The organism is Granulicella sp. L60, from assembly GCF_009765825.1.
Taxonomy (GTDB): domain Bacteria; phylum Acidobacteriota; class Terriglobia; order Terriglobales; family Acidobacteriaceae; genus Edaphobacter.
In genome coordinates this window covers 97864-113457 of the sequence record NZ_LMUR01000003.1, presented here as the reverse complement: position 1 = coordinate 113457, position 15594 = coordinate 97864, and the positions used below count along the sequence as shown (strand labels likewise).

The following is a 15594-nucleotide window of genomic DNA, read 5'->3' as shown; positions in this document are numbered from 1 at the left end:
CGTTAAACAAATGTGATGCTATCTCACGACGATACGAGAACGCCTACCGATATCTCTTCCGCAACTTGTAAACAACACTGAAGACGCCGGACTCATCTCTCGACACCACAATCGCATTATCGTGGTTCAGGTCATACTGCACCTGGATCAGCTGCTGCGCCGAAGTGTTCACATTCGTCGCAAACGTCGCCGTAATCTGCCGCGATAGCTGCTGCTGCACCGTAATCCTCGCCGACGACCCGCCCAGCGTCCCCACAAACGCCGGGTCGATCTTCACACTCCCCACACCAAATAGCTTCTCCACACGATTGCTCACCGTAGCGTTCAGCGCGCCTCCCAGCAGTGCGCTCGTCGTCGGATCGGTCCCTTGCTGCACCTGCCGCTCCTGGTACAGCTGCGCCTCCTCCTGCGTCCTTCCCAACGCCAGCAACGCAAACACATCGCTCTCGCTCAGCGGCGGCTCCGAACGGTACGTCGGCTTCAGATTCGTCGAGGTTCCATGCAGCCCAATCGTAATGTCATAGTTCTCCACCTGCGCGGTCGCATCGAGATCGATGATCGGATCGATCCGCACAGGGTTCGTGAAATAGATATCCCCTCGCTGCAACTGATACTTCGTCCCTGCGAACGTCGCGCTCCCATCGTTGATCTCGATCCGCCCCAGCACCGACGGCACCGCAGCCGTCCCGCGAATCTGCAGGTCCACCGTTCCTGCCAGCTTTGCATACGAGTTCTGAAAGTCCAGCTGCGGCGCGCTCGTCACATGCACATCCAGATGAATCTTGTTCGCCGGCGAGTTCGGATCCGGCGGCGCGCTTATGCCGCCAGCCGAGCCGAACGCCGCAAAGTCTACATCCTGTCCAATCCCGAATCGCGTCATCAGAATCGTGCCGCTCAATAGCGTGCTCTGCATCCCTCCCTGCAGCTTCAGATTCGCATTCGCCGTCGCACTCAGCCCATACAGCCGCACCCGCACCACATCGCCCGTCGCCGTCAGGTCGGCATACACTCCATTCCGGTACCGGATAGACCCGCCGATCTTCAGCGTCCCTCCGCCCGTCGTCGCCGTCAGACTCTTAACCTCCAGCCGATCGCCGTTGAACGCCAGCGTGCCGTTCATATTGCTCAGACCATTCGGCACCCCGTCCATCGCAATATTCACCTTGTCGAACTGCACCGTTCCCTTCAGTTCCGGATTCATCACCCGTCCACCGGCCCCCACCGTGAACTCCACCTTACCGGTCGAAATAATATCCGAGTCAAAGGTATGCAATAGCGTCATGCTGATCGTTCCCACCGCCTTCACATCCAGCTTGCCGCCCTTCGGATCCGTCGCTCCAAGCACCTCCGCCGTTCCGCTCGCCCGCATATCCGTATCCTGGCCGGTGATGTGAACGTTCTCCAACGTCGCTAGGCCATTATGCAGACTCAGCCTCAACGGCTCGGCGGCCTTCAGCTCCACACCCTGCATCTTCACATCCACCTGGCTCAGCTCCGCACTTCCGCTCATTGCCTTCGGAGTCTTCATCGGCCCACTCACCGTCGCCTCGCCATTAATCAGCGACTGCGCCTTCATCCCGCCCGGCCCGAACATCTCCATCGGCTTCCCGATATCCAGCCCAGTAACCGTAAGCTTCGCCTGCGCCTGGTAGTCGCCCGTCAATTCCACCTGTCCCGTCGCGTTCAACGTCGCTCCCACCAGCATCGACTGGGCAGTGAAGTACATCAGCGATCCCGCGCTGTGAACATCCACCGAAGCCGACCCAATTCCCTGCCCCTGATACGTCGCCCCGGTCAGCTTCACACTCGCCTTTACCCCCGGCTCCGTCACCGTTCCATTCGCGTCCGCCACTACATCGACGATGCCGTCCAGATCCGTCTTGGCATGCTGCACCGCCACAAACTTCGAAAGCTGAATCGCATGCGCCTCAACATGTCCATGCAGATGCTTGCTTCCCATGTCATATCCGCCGTTGCCCGCAACCTGCATCCCATGCAGCTTCAGCACCACGTTGTTCGCCTCAACGTCCTTCCCCTGTACCGTCAGGTCCACGCCTAACGAGTCGAACGGCTCGTCATACGCCACGCCGTTCATCAGCGAAACATGTCCTCCCCCGCTCAGACTGTCGAGCGTCCCCGCCGCATGCCCATTCAACGCAATCGTTCCTGTCACCGGAACCTTCTCCTGCTGTCCTGCAATCTGCAACACATCAACGATCTGCGCATTCGCCAGCTGTGCCTTCGCATCCAGCGCCATCCCGCCATCCCACACGAACGTCACCTTCCCACGCCGCGACACAACCTTCCGCGGCTCAATCTTGCCCTCCAGGTTCAGCACCGCACTCCCACGCTTGATCGTCGAACTCGCCACCACCACACCCGTATTCGGCGAATACTCCGCATCCGTCACCAGCGAATCGATCAACACATTCGTCGTTCCCAGCGCGAGCTCCGCATTCGTAGCCTGCAGATGTCCCTTCACGTCGAGATCCGCAATCCGTCCTTTCGCCGTCCCATTGAACTGCATCGCACCATGCAGATCCACCGGAATCGCCGCCCTGCCGCGCTTCCCGTTCGCCTCCAAGTCGAGCGTCGTCAGTAGCTGGTTGTACTCCGACAGATCGCGCACCGTCAGGTCCACCCGCAGATCCGTCAAGGGGTCGCCGTCATTCACACCAAGAATGCCCGACGCTTCAAAGTTCGTCGCCGGCATCTGCAGTGTGACCTTCTGAATCACAACCGTCTCATTCCGTCCCGTATAATGCGCCACCGTCTGCCCCGTCACCGGAACATCGTTCAGCGCGCCCCTCCGCTTCACGCCAGTCGGCGCAAACGACAAGCTCCCATCCACCTCCACCGTCTCAGAGATGTTCTTCGCTGGGCCGCCCCACTGCACCTTCACCGGCCCGCTCACCGCCGTATCGAATCCCAGATCGCCATAATGCTCCGGCGCCGTCACGTCCATAATCGTCCGCAGCGGAATCCTGTTCAGCGTCGCAGTAAGATACGCATGCGCCGTCTGCACCGCTGGCACCTTCACCGTCTCATCCATCGGAGCCTTCGCCCCAATCGTCTTCGCCACCTTGTTGGTCGTCGTCACCGCGGCCTTTGTCGAAGCTGAGCTGGCCTCAATATCCGTCGACGGCACCTCGCCCAACCAGTTTGCGATTCGCAGCTCTCCCGTCGCGCTCCCCCCGCCCGGCAGATACCCCGTAAGCGCCGTCAGCAGAAGCTCCGTCGGCGTCACATGCAGCGTCGCACCGCCATCGATATCGTGCAGCCGCACATCCTCATTCCGGTAAGCCGCCTTGTGAATCTTCGCCGTCCCCACCAGCAGATATCCCGCCACGCAATCCGGGTCAGGCGGCAGCGGCTTCGGCGGTACCGTCGACTCCGCCGGATGGCTTCGCCGCCAGAACGGCGGATGCTTCTGCGCAACTCCCGGAGACGTCACGCAGTTATGACCATGCAGATCCAGATCCACCGTTCCTGCATTCAACCCATCCACATCTGCCATGATCGAAAGTTGCTTCAGATCCACCGAGCCCTTCACAGCCGCCTGCCACTCCGGTTTCGCAAAGTGCTTGATGCCGGCCGTCGCCTGCAGCTTCGAACTACCTCCACTCGAAAAATCCAGCTGCTTCAACTCCGCCGCGTCCCGTCCCAACTCTCCCGCCAAATGCAGCGCAGAGCTTGCCTCAGGCCGTTTGGCAATCTTCGTTCGCAGATCACGCAGGTCAATCGTCATGCCATAACGATCCGTCGATGCAATGTAGTGCACCTCCGCACCCAGGTCCCGCGCCGCCATATCGAACGGAATCGCCCGATCATTCAGCAGCGCCAACCCATCCGTCACCTCCACCTCTTGCGCCTTCAGATCCAGCAGCGTATCCGTCACCGAAACATTGCTCTTATTCGGATGCTTCGGCTCCGGCTGATTCGTCTTCCCATCCTTGTCCACAATCAGGTGAAACTGCGGATGCACCACGCCCAGATAGTTCAGCCGCACATGCGACGCAATCCCCGCACCCGACACATGCGAAAAGAAGCTGAAGATCTTCACGCGAAGTTTAATCTGATCGACAGCCAGATAGGGCGCCTCACCCGGCCCCTCCGTTCCATGAATCACCAGCCCATCCGCCTCAACCGCCAGATGCCAAAGATCGAAACGAATCGTCTTCAGCTCCACGCGCCCACCCGTCGCATCGCCGAGCACCTTCACCAGTTCCGCACTCACCCGCCGGTCAAAGTCCGTCGTCGTCGAATACCACGCAAACATCCCAAACAGAATCGCCAGCAGCAACAGCACCGCACCCACCGTCCACAAAAACGCACGCCCCATCCGCGTGGCCAGCGAGCGCTTCACCTTCGCGACCTTCCCCGCGACCCTGGCCTCCAGCTCGTCCTTCTTCTGCTCCAGCCTCTTCTCCAGATCGCTCACGGCGCCACCTCACCCGACGTCATCAGCCGCACACTCCCCTGCGCCCGCAGCGACTTCAGCCAATCCACCAGCAGCGCTCCCACCTGCTGTTGCAGCAACACCTCTTCAATCCGCTTCGAGATCGCCTCCAGCTTCGGCGGCGTCACATTCCGCTTCGCATACTCCGGCAGCATCCTCGTCTCATAGAACTTCTTGATCTCATCGTCCGAGATCGTGATCCCATTCCGAAACCGCACCTCGATAAACTTCAGCAACACCATCCTCTGCCGCCAGCGATCTCGAAACTCCTCCACCGTAAATCCGTGCGCACTCAGAAACTGCTTCCATCCGTCATCCGTCTCGCAGCGGTACTGCTTGCAGTCCGGGATATCCTTACGCAGCGTCGCCAACTGTTGATCCAGCTCTTCATCCGAAACCGCATCCTCCGGCTCCAGCGCCGACTGCTGCAGAATCAGCGTCCGGTCCACCAGCCGCTCCACCGTCTTCTCTCTCGAACTGTCCACAGCTGTCCTGCGATAGGGTTGGATGTCCTCGAACCGATGTTCCTCATCCACATCGCTCTCCAGCACCACCTCCCCGTTCACCACCGCAACGATCCGGTCCAACACCTCTCCCTGTCCCGTGCCCGGAAGCGCAGCAGCACTGGAAGCCGACCCCGCCTGCGCCGCAGCAGTAGCCGGAGCACCAGCAACAGGAGCACTTGGAACCTGAGCACCCGCAGCCTGCGCCGCAGCACTCTGCGCCCCGCAGCTCTCCCCGCCCATCCATAAGCACATCAACACCGGCATCATCGCAAGCGCAGCTCTCCCGCGCGCCCAGCGGTCCGCCGAATTGAATGCCTTCAAACGCATCTAGAAGCTCTCTCCGATACTGAAGAAGAAGTTGAAGTGTGCAGCCTGCGCCTCATGCGGAGGGTTGTTATAGAAGTCATAAATCACCGGATAGACCGGCGGATTCAAGTTATAGCTGAAATCCACGCGAATCGGCCCCACGGGCGTCTTATAACGTGCTCCCAACCCAAGCGCATGAGAAAAGTAGTTGAAGTTACAAGTCCCGATGCTCGTCGAAACATTCGCGCAAGTCAGCTTATCCGGCTGATTGAACCGCAGAAAACTCGGGAACATATCCTTCGCATTCTGAAACACGTTCCCCATGTCATGAAAAATTACGAAGTTCACGCTGTTGCCCACCAGCGGCAGCGTAGGCGGCGGCAGCCGCATCTCAAACGTGTTCACAAACGCCGCCGAGCCTCCCACCGGATATCCCGTCTGCAGGTCCCGCGGCCCCGCTCCATTGATTGGAAATCCGCGATGCGAGTTCGCGCCGCCCGCATACAGCCGCTCCGGCAGAGGAATCGCATTGCAGCTCGGATTGGTCGTCAATAGATCGACGCCGTTCGCATTCGCGCAAGCCGCGCTCCCCACATTCGGATTCGGCCCCGAGGCCTGCTCGTATCCAATCCTCGTGCTGCGCGCGAACACATACTTCTGTTTTCCAAATTGATAATAAGTAGAGTTTGTTCCATCCAGCTTCCAGAAGTCCGACTGCGATCCAAACTTCGACGACGCATAAAATCCCTGCACCGTCGTATACGATCCCTTCACCGCGTCCAGCGGCCCCGGCGACCGCGTATCGTGAAACCACGTCAACCCCGGCCCGCCCACGCGCACCGGCTGCGACTGCAAAGGAATCAGGTCAGCAGACACCTGCACACTATTCACCTGCACCCGCCGATATTGAAAGTCGTAGATGAACGTATCCCGCAGCCTGAACTTCTGCGTCACGCGAAAGTCACCCTGCAGCGTAGAAGCCGAGAACGTCGAGATATCCTGCACGTTCGAGTAGCCGCCCGAGATCGACGCCGAGATATTCTTCTTCCCACGCAGATGCGGATTCAGCAGTGTCAGGATCGCCACCTGCTCTAGCAATCCATACGTCGTATGCAGCGTCAACGAGTCGTCCGTGCCACGTAGATTGATCCTCGACACATCCAGCCCAACCCGCGGGCTCACTCCCGTCTTCCCCTCCTGCGTCAAATTGCATGGATTGAGCCCCAGCAAAATACACGAAGCCTCGGAGATCGTTCCCGACACCGGCGTTCCCGTCTGCGCCTCGAAGCCGAAGCTGTACGTCACATTCCATCGCTTCGCCTCCGTCAACTGCAGCAGCACATTCTTCTGCGGCGCATCTCCCGCCGGATTCTGCACCGCCGCCACCACCTCGTTGAACAGCGCAATGTTGTACAGATTCCTCTGCGTCTGCAGCAGCGCCGTCTGGTCCAGCGGATCCTCAGGATGCACCAGGATCTGCGACTCCACCATCTTCGGCTTCGTATGCACCACACCCGACAGCAGCACCCGATTGACGAACACCTGCTGTCCCTCCGTTACATTCAGCGATACGTCCGTGTGGTCCGCGTCCGCCTTCTCCTTGGTCTGCTTAATCTCCACCCTCACCTGGTCGAACCCGTGGCTCAGGTAGTACTGCAGCACCGTATCGCGATCGCCCGAGAGCGTCACCAGCGAAAACGGCTGTCCCTCCTGCGCATTCATCAATCCCTTCACATCCTGCACGCGGCTCGGACCCACGCCCACCAGCGCCACCGTGCCGAACTTCTGCTGCGGCCCCTCGACGATCGTGTACGTCACCTGGATCTCTCCCACCTTCAGCGGCCTTCCCGCTGCCGTCTCGGAGGTATCCTTCACACTCGTCGTCACCGTCGCCTGATCGAATCCATTAGCCCGATACAGCGCCTGGATCGAACTCACATCTGACGACACCAGCGCCGGACTATACCGTCCGCTCCGCTGATACGCATTCGACTTCTGCACCTTCATCCGCTCCCGCAGAAGATCGTCCGTGAAGTATTTGTTGCCCTTCAAAATCACGTCCTGCACTTTGTGCTTCACTCCGCGGTCCACCGTAAACACCACGCTCTCCGCAGCCGTGTCCTGCCCCACCACCTTCACATCCACCTTCGCCTCGAAGTATCCCTGCTGCTGCTGAAAGTCACGAATGTTGAAGATCCCCTCATTCAACAGATCGTTATCGATCGTCCCCTCTTCATAGATCGGCACCAGCAGATGCAGGCGGCTATTCGAGATCTTCGCACCCTCCACCGCCACCTTCACCTCCGGCCCCTCGTTCACATGGAACTCATAGTCCACCTGCTTCCTCGACTCCACATACGTCTGCTTCTGCAGCGTAATCGTCGCCTCCAGCCGGTCCTTCTTCTGATACAGCTTGCGCAGCCGATCCAGCGCATTGCTCGTCGTATCCCGCGAAACCCTGCTTCCCTTCTTCAGCTTCGCCTTCTTTCGAAACTCCTCCGGCGTCAGCCCCATATTGGCGCCTTCGAGCGTGATCTCTCCCACCCGCGCCTGCGGACCAATTGCAACCGTATACGTTACATTTACCTGGTCGCCCGCCTCATCCGTCTCCTGCTTCACCGCCACCTTCGACTCGTAGTACCCCTGCTGCTTCAGAATCTCCGTGATTCCCGCGCTCCCCGCCTCAATCTGCGACTGGCGAAACGCCGTCCCCGGCGAAAGCTTCGTCGCAAACTCCAGCAGCGACGTCAGCCGATCGCTCTTCACCCCATCGATCGTCACCCGCCCCACGTAGTACCTCACCGGCCCCGCAAAGATCAGCGTCACCGCGTCACCCTGCCTCACCCCGCGCACCTCGATGTCCCGATACCGTCCGCTCGCAAACAACCGCCGCATACTCGCCCGCACCTTCTGCGGATCCAGCGGCTCCCCCACATGCTGCGTCAACTCATTCGGCAGCGTATCCGTCTTATCGAACGTCACGCCCTCAAACAAAATCTTGTCGACCCGCAGACCCTTCCACTGCCACACCGACGTCGTCAGCCCCGCGCCGTTATCCAGAATCGCGTTATCGGGGTTCGCATCCGCTCCCGGCTTAGCAGTCTGCTGTGTCTGCGCCGGCGTAGCCCCAGCCGCCCCACTCTGGTCCGCCCCCTGGGTCTGCGCAGGCGTCGACGCCGCCGGCACGCTCTGCCCAATCGCCGCACCCACCATCGCGCAGACGATCGCCAGAACGCAACCATACCTCAATCCTCGAAGTATTCGCGCGCGACCTTGTTGCACCTGACCCAAAAAACCACCCACCATTTCCTGTTCTCATCGAGGAGTTCCGCATGTCCCCCCTAAAAAAAGCGCAACCCGTCCAGCAACGTACCCATCCAAGCCTCTATATCGTTCCAGGCCCTTTTTTCCCGTTGGATGCCGAAAGCCGTCACCGTGTGTCGGTTCCCTGCGCATCCATCCTTCCCTATACTACGAAACAGGAGCGTCTTTGGGCGTTCGGTCACACACCATGCCTCAGCATCCAAACCCCTCCGCCGCCGCCGCTCTCGATCCTTCCTCCTCATCCGCAAACCCCGGCTCCGCGCTCCAGCCCATCCCCGATCACGACCGCTACTCCCGCCAGATCCTCTTCCCCGGCATCGGCCCCACCGGCCAACAGCTTCTCGCCCAGTCCCACGTCGCCATCGTAGGCGTAGGAGCCACCGGAGCCGCCACCGCCTCGCTCCTCGCCCGCGCCGGCGTAGGCACCCTCACCCTCATCGACCGCGACTTCGTCGAATCCTCCAACCTCCAGCGCCAAGTCCTCTTCGACGAGGCCGACGCCCGCGAATCCCTCCCCAAGGCCGAGGCCGCCCGCCGCAAGATCACCCTCTTCAACTCCTCCATCACCGTCCACCCCCACATCGCCGACCTCGTCCCCGCCAACATCCACGACCTCCTCGCCCCCGCCCACCTGATCCTCGACGCCACCGACAACTTCGAGACCCGCTACCTCATCAACGACTACGCCGTCCAGCACTCCAAACCCTGGATCTACGCCGCAGCCATAGGCGCCTACGCCGCCACCATGAACATCCTTCCGATCCCCACCGTTGAACCTCCAGCGCCCACATCCTGGAAACCCACAGCCTGCCTCGCCTGCATCTTCCCCAAGCCCCCCACCGGCCCCGTCGAAACCTGCGACACCTCCGGTATTCTCTCCACCGCCGTCAACCTCGCCGCCTCCCTCCAGACCAACGAGGCCCTTAAGCTCCTCACCAACCAGCCCCACCTCATCCGCCGCACCCTCCTGTCGCACGATCTTTGGACCAACGAGCGCAGCGAGATCAACACCTCCACCCCCAACCCTGACTGCACCGTCTGCGGCCAGCGCATCTTCTCCCACCTCGCCGGCGAAGGCCGCCCCCACATCACCCTCTGCGGCCGCAACTCCGTCCAGATCCACGAGCACCATCGTCCCGTGGACTTCGCCTCCATGAGCGCCCGCCTCAGCCGCCACACCGACATCCAGGACCTCCGCTTCAACGAACTCCTACTCCGCTTCCGCCGCGGCCCCCACACCCTCACCCTCTTTCCCGACGGCCGCGCCCTCATTCAAGGCACCACCGACATCACCCTCGCCCGCTCCCTCTACACCCGTTTCATCGGATCGTAAAACCGCCCGCCCATCCTCCACCCACATCAACATCCATCACGCAGCAGCCCCGCATTCTCATGGACATAACGTTCCACCACCCTTCCTTCCACACAACCTTTCCACCCTCAACCCACTCAAATCAGGAATGCGCATCATTACGTTTGCGGTAGGCTCAAAGCAGGCGAAAACTTAACGGGGAACGATTACTTAGTCCGGAGTCTAGCTATGGACGTCCAAGGCCTACAAATGACACAAAATACACCATCTCCCGGCGTCTTCAAGCGCAACCCGCCTATCGCCGGCGAAGCAGAAGCAATTGAAGCAGCGAAGAACGGCGACGCAGAGGCGTTCTCCAAGCTCTACGCCCTCCACAAACGCCGCGTCTACACCCTCTGCCTCCGCATGCTCGGCAACGTCTCCGAAGCCGAAGACATGACCCAGGAGGCCTTCCTTCACCTCTTCCGCAAGATCGGCAGCTTCCGCGGCGAGTCGGCCTTTTCAACGTGGCTTCATAGACTTACGGTAAATTTGGTACTGATGCATCTGCGTAAGAAGGGCCTCAACCTCGTCTCCCTCGAAGAGACCATCAACCCTTCGGAAGAAGACGCGCCAAAGCGCGACTTCGGCAGCCGCGACATCCACCTCACTGGCTCCGTAGACCGTGTCGCCCTCGAGCGCGCCGTAGCCTCGCTTCCTCCCGGCTACCGCATGGTCTTTGTCCTCCACGATGTAGAAGGCTTCGAACACAACGAGATCGCCACCATGCTCGAATGCTCCACCGGAAACAGCAAATCCCAGCTTCACAAGGCCCGCCTCAAGCTCCGCGAACTCCTGCGCCAACCGGAACCGACCGCCCAGCCGGCCAGCCTGAAGGAGGTGACGGTATGACCGACAGCCTGCCCGACTTCGACACAATGACCCAAGCGGACTTCGAAAAATATCTGCCCGACTTCTTCGCCAACGGCGACGGCCACGTCAGCACCGACCCGCGCCTCCAGACTTTCCTCAAAAATAACCCCGACTGCGCCGCCCTCGTCCGCGACCTTGAAGCGATCGCCGATCAGGCCCGCAGTCTCTTTGAACCCACAGAAGATCCCAGCGACGCCGTCTGGAGCAACATCCAGAACAAACTCAAACAACAAGGCCCCGAAGACGACGACCTGCCCATTCCCCAAACCGTCTAGCCCCTCTCCAACAAAACGAACGGCGCATCCTTCGCGGTCTCTTCGCAAAGTGGTGCGCCGTTCGTGCGTGCACACGCAAAAATCCTCGCTGCCTAGTCGGCCAAGATACTTCCCAGATAAAGCGTCAACACCTTCTTGAACTCCGCCACCACCAGCGGCTTCTCCTTCGCCCCCGCGTCCGCATAGACCGCCATCATGCCCCGCATCACCTGCAGCGAGACATTCGCCGCCAGGAGGCCCTGCTCATGCGACAGCGCAGGATTCTTCGCCCGAAATGCACTCGCAATCGCAACCCGAATCGCCCTTCGAGCCGCAGGATCGCGGCGCAGCCGAATCGGCGCAGTCAGCAGCCGTAGATACGCGGGCCGCGCCTGCACGAACTCCGTGATGCTTGCAATAAACAGATCCGCGAACTCCGTGTAACTCAGCGTCTCCGCCTGCTCCATCCACGGCTTCCAGTGCCCTTCCAGCTCCTGCGCATACTGGTTCAGCAGCGTAAACACGACCGACTGCTTATCCGGAAAGTAGTTGTACAGCGCGCCGATCGAAGACCCGCTGCGCTCCGCAATCGCAGTCATCGTCGTCGCTTCAAAGCCCACCTCGACGAACAACTCCGCCGCTGCATCCAGAAAACCCGCAAGCCTCCGAGCCGAGCGTTCCTGCTGTGGCGCAACCCGAACCGGATTTGACGAAGTCGAGGACACCCTCGTATTCTACAGACATAAAGTCGAGGGAACCCTCGAATTCCAAAGTGCATCTCCCACCCAAAGGAAACCCATGGCAGAACTCCAGCTCGACCCCAAGAAAACGGCCCTCGTCCTCATCGACCTGCAGAACGGCATCGTCGCCATGAACCCCGTGCCGCACCCTGCCGCACAGGTCGTCGAAAACTCCCGCAAGCTCGCCGAAACCTTCCGCGCTCACGGCGCCCCCGTCGTCTACGTCCGCGTCGACCTCAACGACTTCCGCAAGCTCCCCGTAGACCAGCCACAGCGAATGGGCGACGGCCCGCTCCCCGACGCCCTATCCGAGATCGCCCCCTCCGCCGGCTTCCAGACCGGTGACATCCTCGTCACCAAGCGCCACTGGGGAGCCTTCGCCGGCACCGACCTCGAGCAGCAGCTCACCTCCCGCGGCATCGACACCATCGTCCTCACCGGCATCTCCTCCAACATCGGCGTCGAATCCACCGCCCGCCAGGGTACCGGCCTCGGCTTTGCCTTCGTGGTCGTCGAAGACGCCTGCTCCGCCCAGGACGCCGAACAACACACCTTCGCCTTCGAGAAGATCTTCCCCCGCCTCTCCCGCGTCCGTTCCACCGCCGAGGTCCTCGCCTCCCTTGCCTAAACCCTCCCAAGGAAGCGATCGCCTGGATCCACTGGTCTGGAAGATCACCTCCGTCGCCGTGCTCGGTTCCTTCCTCGCCCAGCTCGACGCCACCGTCGTCAACGTCTCTCTCTCCAGCCTCGCCGTGGAGCTGCACAGCAGCCTCACGGCGATCCAGTGGGTCACCAGCGGATATCTCCTCGCGCTCGCACTCATGCTCCCGCTCAACGGCTGGCTGGTAGAGCGCATCGGCGCAAAGTCCGTCTATCTCTGGTGCTTCTCGGCATTCACCCTATCCTCCGGACTCTGCGGCCTCGCCTGGTCCGCAAACTCCCTCATCGCCTTCCGCATCCTCCAGGGCATGAGCGGAGGCCTCATGGCCCCCATGGCCCAGATGATGATGGCCCGCGTCGCCGGAAAAAACATGGCGCGCATCATCGGATACGCCGCCGTCCCCGTCATGCTCGGCCCCATCCTCGGACCCGTCATCGCCGGAGCCATCCTGCAACATGCCTCCTGGCGCTGGCTCTTCCTCGTCAACCTGCCCGTCGGCGTACTCGCCATCGTGCTCTCCATCCTCTTCCTCCCCAACGACCGTGAAGAGACCACCTCGCGCAACCTTGATCTCCTCGGCTTCTTCCTTCTCTCGCCCGGCCTCGTCCTCTTCCTCTACAGCTCCGACCACCTCGGCGAACGCGCAGGCATCCTCACCCTCCTCGCCTCCATTGTTCTGCTCGCCCTCTTCTTCCGGAACGCCGTCCGCAAAGGCAACGCCGCCCTCATCCACCTCCAGCTCTTCAAGGGCAAAGTCTTCTCCGCCTCCGCCATCACCCAGTTCATGTCCAACGGAATAGCCTTCGCCGGACAGATGCTCATCCCCATCTATCTCATCCGCGCCTGTGGCCGTTCCCCCAGCGCCACCGGCTGGCTCCTCGCGCCTCTCGGCATCGGCATGATCGTCTCCTACCCATGGATGGGAGCTCTCACCCAGCGCTTCGGCATCCGCAAAGTCTCCGCCACCGGCGCACTCCTCGCCCTGGCCGGCACCATGCCCTTCATCTACCTCGCCAGCCACGGACTCTCCCTCGCCATCCTCGTCGCCGCCCTCTTCCTCCGCGGAGCCGGACTCAGCGCCGTCGGCATCCCCTCCATCTCTGCCGCCTACTCCTCGGTCAAGCGAGAAGACCTGCCCATGGCAACCACCTCGCTCAACATCGTCCAGCGCCTCGGCGGCCCAACCCTCACCACCCTCTGCGCCACCTTCCTCGGCTGGAGACTCAGATCAGCCGCCACCGGCAGCACCCTCTCCACCGCATTCACCGCCGCCTTCCTCCTGCTCTGCGCCCTCCACGCCATCCTGTTCCTCGCCGCCCTAAGGCTCCCCCTCACCCTAGACAAAGACAAAAAACAAGAAACGCCCGAAGAAGAATCCACCGCCCTCTTCGAATCCATAGCCGACTAAGAGTCGCTCCGCAAACCTATTCAGTACACTACCGACGGTGGAAGAGCTTGTAGGCCTCTAACAGGCATGAGACCATCGCTGGCATGGGAGTGATTTCAAGCGCCATAGACAAACTACCCACCTGGGTAAATGTGCTTTTGCTAACCTTCGCGATCACTGCGAGCGTGTATTACATCGCTCATTATGGCTTCTGGTCTTTCCTGCTGCACTTGATATTTAGCCCCACTCTATAAATTTCAGCCTGACCACTACCAACACTGGGTCAGTTTGATTTGAACAACTCAACTTGCAGAAACCTGACTTTGCGGGAAGTATTAGCTTCGTGATGATTCTCAGTTAGCATCAGCTCACATATGAGCATCAAGCAAGCATCTCGACGCCGATTCGTATTCATAGCAGGGCTGACTGCCTCCGCTCTCATGGCGCTTTGTATGTCCTACCTGTTTTATCCAGCGATTCGGGCCCGCTATCTCTTCAGTCAAATGGAAACTCTCCAATTAGGGCATTCCACTTTCGATGATGCTCAGCGCGTGGCCAGGAGAATCGATGCCAATCCGAACGGCCCCTGTGATCGATCGGTCTGCGAATGGGCTGTAAGGATGGACAATGTTGAACTTCCACGGTGGTGGCGAGGTTCAGGCGCGGCGTTTGTTGTGGCCTTTGACGTGAAGGATTCAGTCGTCGTGCGCAAGAATACTGGATACGGGATCGGGAAGAAGACGGAGTTCAACCCGTCATCCATAGGGCTACTAGAGCAAGAACACTGGGGTCGTAGCCTTATACCCGAGCCGGTTGCCGCTGGCTGGCGTTCCTCAGATCGGTATCGCTATCTGGAGTTCACCGTGTATATGACCCCTAAGGCTTCGGCAGCAGATCGGCAGCGTTACACCGCCTACGATTACGGGTGCCTGTGGAGATACAAGGGATGCAAAAATGCTAGAGAGTTGCTCCCGACCGCAGATCCCTTTCCAAGTGATAAGTAGATGAGTTGGGCATCTAGCAGCGGCTTCCCTTCGGGCGACTCTCATCGGCACCCCCCGAAAACGGCGTTTTCGGCAACTTCGCTTGTCCAGACTCGAAGCTGACCCACCCACCACAATCCTTGCCATCCCCCACACCCCAGGTGTATCGTCTATCCAGCATGACGAGACGTCTCCAGAACGTGTTTTTTACCTGCTCCTATTGGCGCTACTCAGCGGCCAGTGGAGTTCTCGCATGCATCTCTGAAAACACCTAATACCCTTCAGAGTCTTCGAACTTCCCGAGCCGCAACCCACAAAGGTTGCGGCTCTTTCATTTTCACGAAACACTTACCAGGAGAAGCCATGACGTCCACCGAACCCAACACAGCCAGCCAGGAAGACACGAAGACCGTGCTCAAGACCGCCCCCACCATAACCCCGGCAACCCCAGCCACCCTCCCCAACCTCAAACGCCTCGTCCTCACCGGCTTCATGGGAGCGGGCAAGTCCACCATCGGCCACCTCCTCGCCGCCCGCCTCCACTGGAACTTCCTCGACCTCGACGCCCACCTCGAATCCCGCACCAACGCCACCATCCCCCAGCTCTTCGAACTCCACGGCGAAGCCCGCTTCCGCCGCCTCGAGTCCACCGCCCTCGCCTCCGCCCTCGCCCTCAGCAACACCGTCCTCGCCCTCGGCGGCGGAACCCCCGAAGACCTCACCAACCGCCTCCTCCTCGAACAAACCCCC

At 60.5% G+C, this 15594-nt stretch carries 11 protein-coding genes; 7 read left to right on the top strand and 4 right to left on the bottom strand.

Annotated features, from left to right (window positions below):
* Positions 1–43: 43 nt before the first annotated feature.
* Genes GSQ82_RS01180 through GSQ82_RS01170 form a run of 3 tightly spaced genes read right to left on the bottom strand, consistent with a single transcriptional unit; the run spans position 44 to position 8577 of the window.
* Positions 44–4441, bottom strand: coding sequence for a translocation/assembly module TamB domain-containing protein (locus GSQ82_RS01180; protein ID WP_158790190.1), 4398 nt, complete (start codon positions 4439–4441; stop codon positions 44–46).
* Positions 4438–5292, bottom strand: a complete 855-nt coding sequence (locus tag GSQ82_RS01175) for a SurA N-terminal domain-containing protein (protein ID WP_254061337.1) — start codon at positions 5290–5292, stop codon at positions 4438–4440. The genes GSQ82_RS01180 and GSQ82_RS01175 overlap by 4 nt, the downstream gene beginning before the upstream one ends.
* Positions 5293–8577 (bottom strand): POTRA domain-containing protein, encoded by a 3285-nt coding sequence (locus tag GSQ82_RS01170; protein WP_254061336.1) that lies wholly within the window; start codon positions 8575–8577, stop codon positions 5293–5295.
* Between the two features lie 184 nt (positions 8578–8761).
* Between GSQ82_RS01170 and GSQ82_RS01165 the strand changes: the two genes are divergently transcribed.
* From GSQ82_RS01165 to GSQ82_RS01155, 3 genes are all read left to right on the top strand, one after another.
* Positions 8762–9928, top strand: a complete 1167-nt coding sequence (locus GSQ82_RS01165; RefSeq protein ID WP_254061335.1) for a ThiF family adenylyltransferase — start codon at positions 8762–8764, stop codon at positions 9926–9928.
* Between the two features lie 207 nt (positions 9929–10135).
* Positions 10136–10798 carry an RNA polymerase sigma factor gene (locus tag GSQ82_RS01160; protein WP_158790189.1) on the top strand — a complete coding sequence of 221 codons (663 nt, stop codon included), beginning with the start codon at positions 10136–10138 and terminating at the stop codon, positions 10796–10798.
* On the top strand, positions 10795–11094 hold the full coding sequence (locus tag GSQ82_RS01155) for a hypothetical protein (RefSeq protein WP_158790188.1): 300 nt from the start codon (positions 10795–10797) through the stop codon (positions 11092–11094). Before GSQ82_RS01160 ends, GSQ82_RS01155 begins: the two co-directional genes overlap by 4 nt.
* Positions 11095–11186: 92 nt before the next feature.
* Here GSQ82_RS01155 and GSQ82_RS01150 read toward each other — a convergent pair whose 3' ends face one another.
* The gene (locus tag GSQ82_RS01150) at positions 11187–11798 is read right to left on the bottom strand and encodes a TetR/AcrR family transcriptional regulator (RefSeq protein WP_158790187.1); all 612 of its coding nucleotides are present in this window, start codon (positions 11796–11798) and stop codon (positions 11187–11189) included.
* Between the two features lie 73 nt (positions 11799–11871).
* On the opposite strand from GSQ82_RS01150, the gene GSQ82_RS01145 reads away from it, so the two are divergent.
* The 4 genes from GSQ82_RS01145 to GSQ82_RS01130 all read left to right on the top strand — a co-directional run.
* Complete coding sequence (locus GSQ82_RS01145) at positions 11872–12441, top strand: hydrolase (RefSeq protein WP_158790186.1); 570 nt, start codon at positions 11872–11874, stop codon at positions 12439–12441.
* Positions 12434–13882 carry a DHA2 family efflux MFS transporter permease subunit gene (locus GSQ82_RS01140; RefSeq protein WP_158790185.1) on the top strand — a complete coding sequence of 483 codons (1449 nt, stop codon included), beginning with the start codon at positions 12434–12436 and terminating at the stop codon, positions 13880–13882. Before GSQ82_RS01145 ends, GSQ82_RS01140 begins: the two co-directional genes overlap by 8 nt.
* Positions 13883–14313: 431 nt before the next feature.
* Positions 14314–14865 (top strand): hypothetical protein, encoded by a 552-nt coding sequence (locus GSQ82_RS01135; protein WP_158790184.1) that lies wholly within the window; start codon positions 14314–14316, stop codon positions 14863–14865.
* Positions 14866–15207: 342 nt separating this feature from the next.
* On the top strand, positions 15208–15594 hold a 387-nt coding region (locus GSQ82_RS01130; protein WP_305794657.1), incomplete at its 3' end, for a shikimate kinase.

What these genes read in the sequence shown, in the direction of transcription:
- GSQ82_RS01175 (WP_254061337.1), bottom strand. Translation starts at nt 5,292, where the DNA reads ATGCGTTTGAAGGCATTCAATTCGGCGGACCGCTGGGCGCGCGGGAGA.
- GSQ82_RS01170 (WP_254061336.1), bottom strand. Translation starts at nt 8,577, where the DNA reads ATGGTGGGTGGTTTTTTGGGTCAGGTGCAACAAGGTCGCGCGCGAATA.
- GSQ82_RS01160 (WP_158790189.1), top strand. Translation starts at nt 10,136, where the DNA reads ATGGACGTCCAAGGCCTACAAATGACACAAAATACACCATCTCCCGGC.
- GSQ82_RS01155 (WP_158790188.1), top strand. Translation starts at nt 10,795, where the DNA reads ATGACCGACAGCCTGCCCGACTTCGACACAATGACCCAAGCGGACTTC.
- GSQ82_RS01145 (WP_158790186.1), top strand. Translation starts at nt 11,872, where the DNA reads ATGGCAGAACTCCAGCTCGACCCCAAGAAAACGGCCCTCGTCCTCATC.
- GSQ82_RS01135 (WP_158790184.1), top strand. Translation starts at nt 14,314, where the DNA reads ATGTCCTACCTGTTTTATCCAGCGATTCGGGCCCGCTATCTCTTCAGT.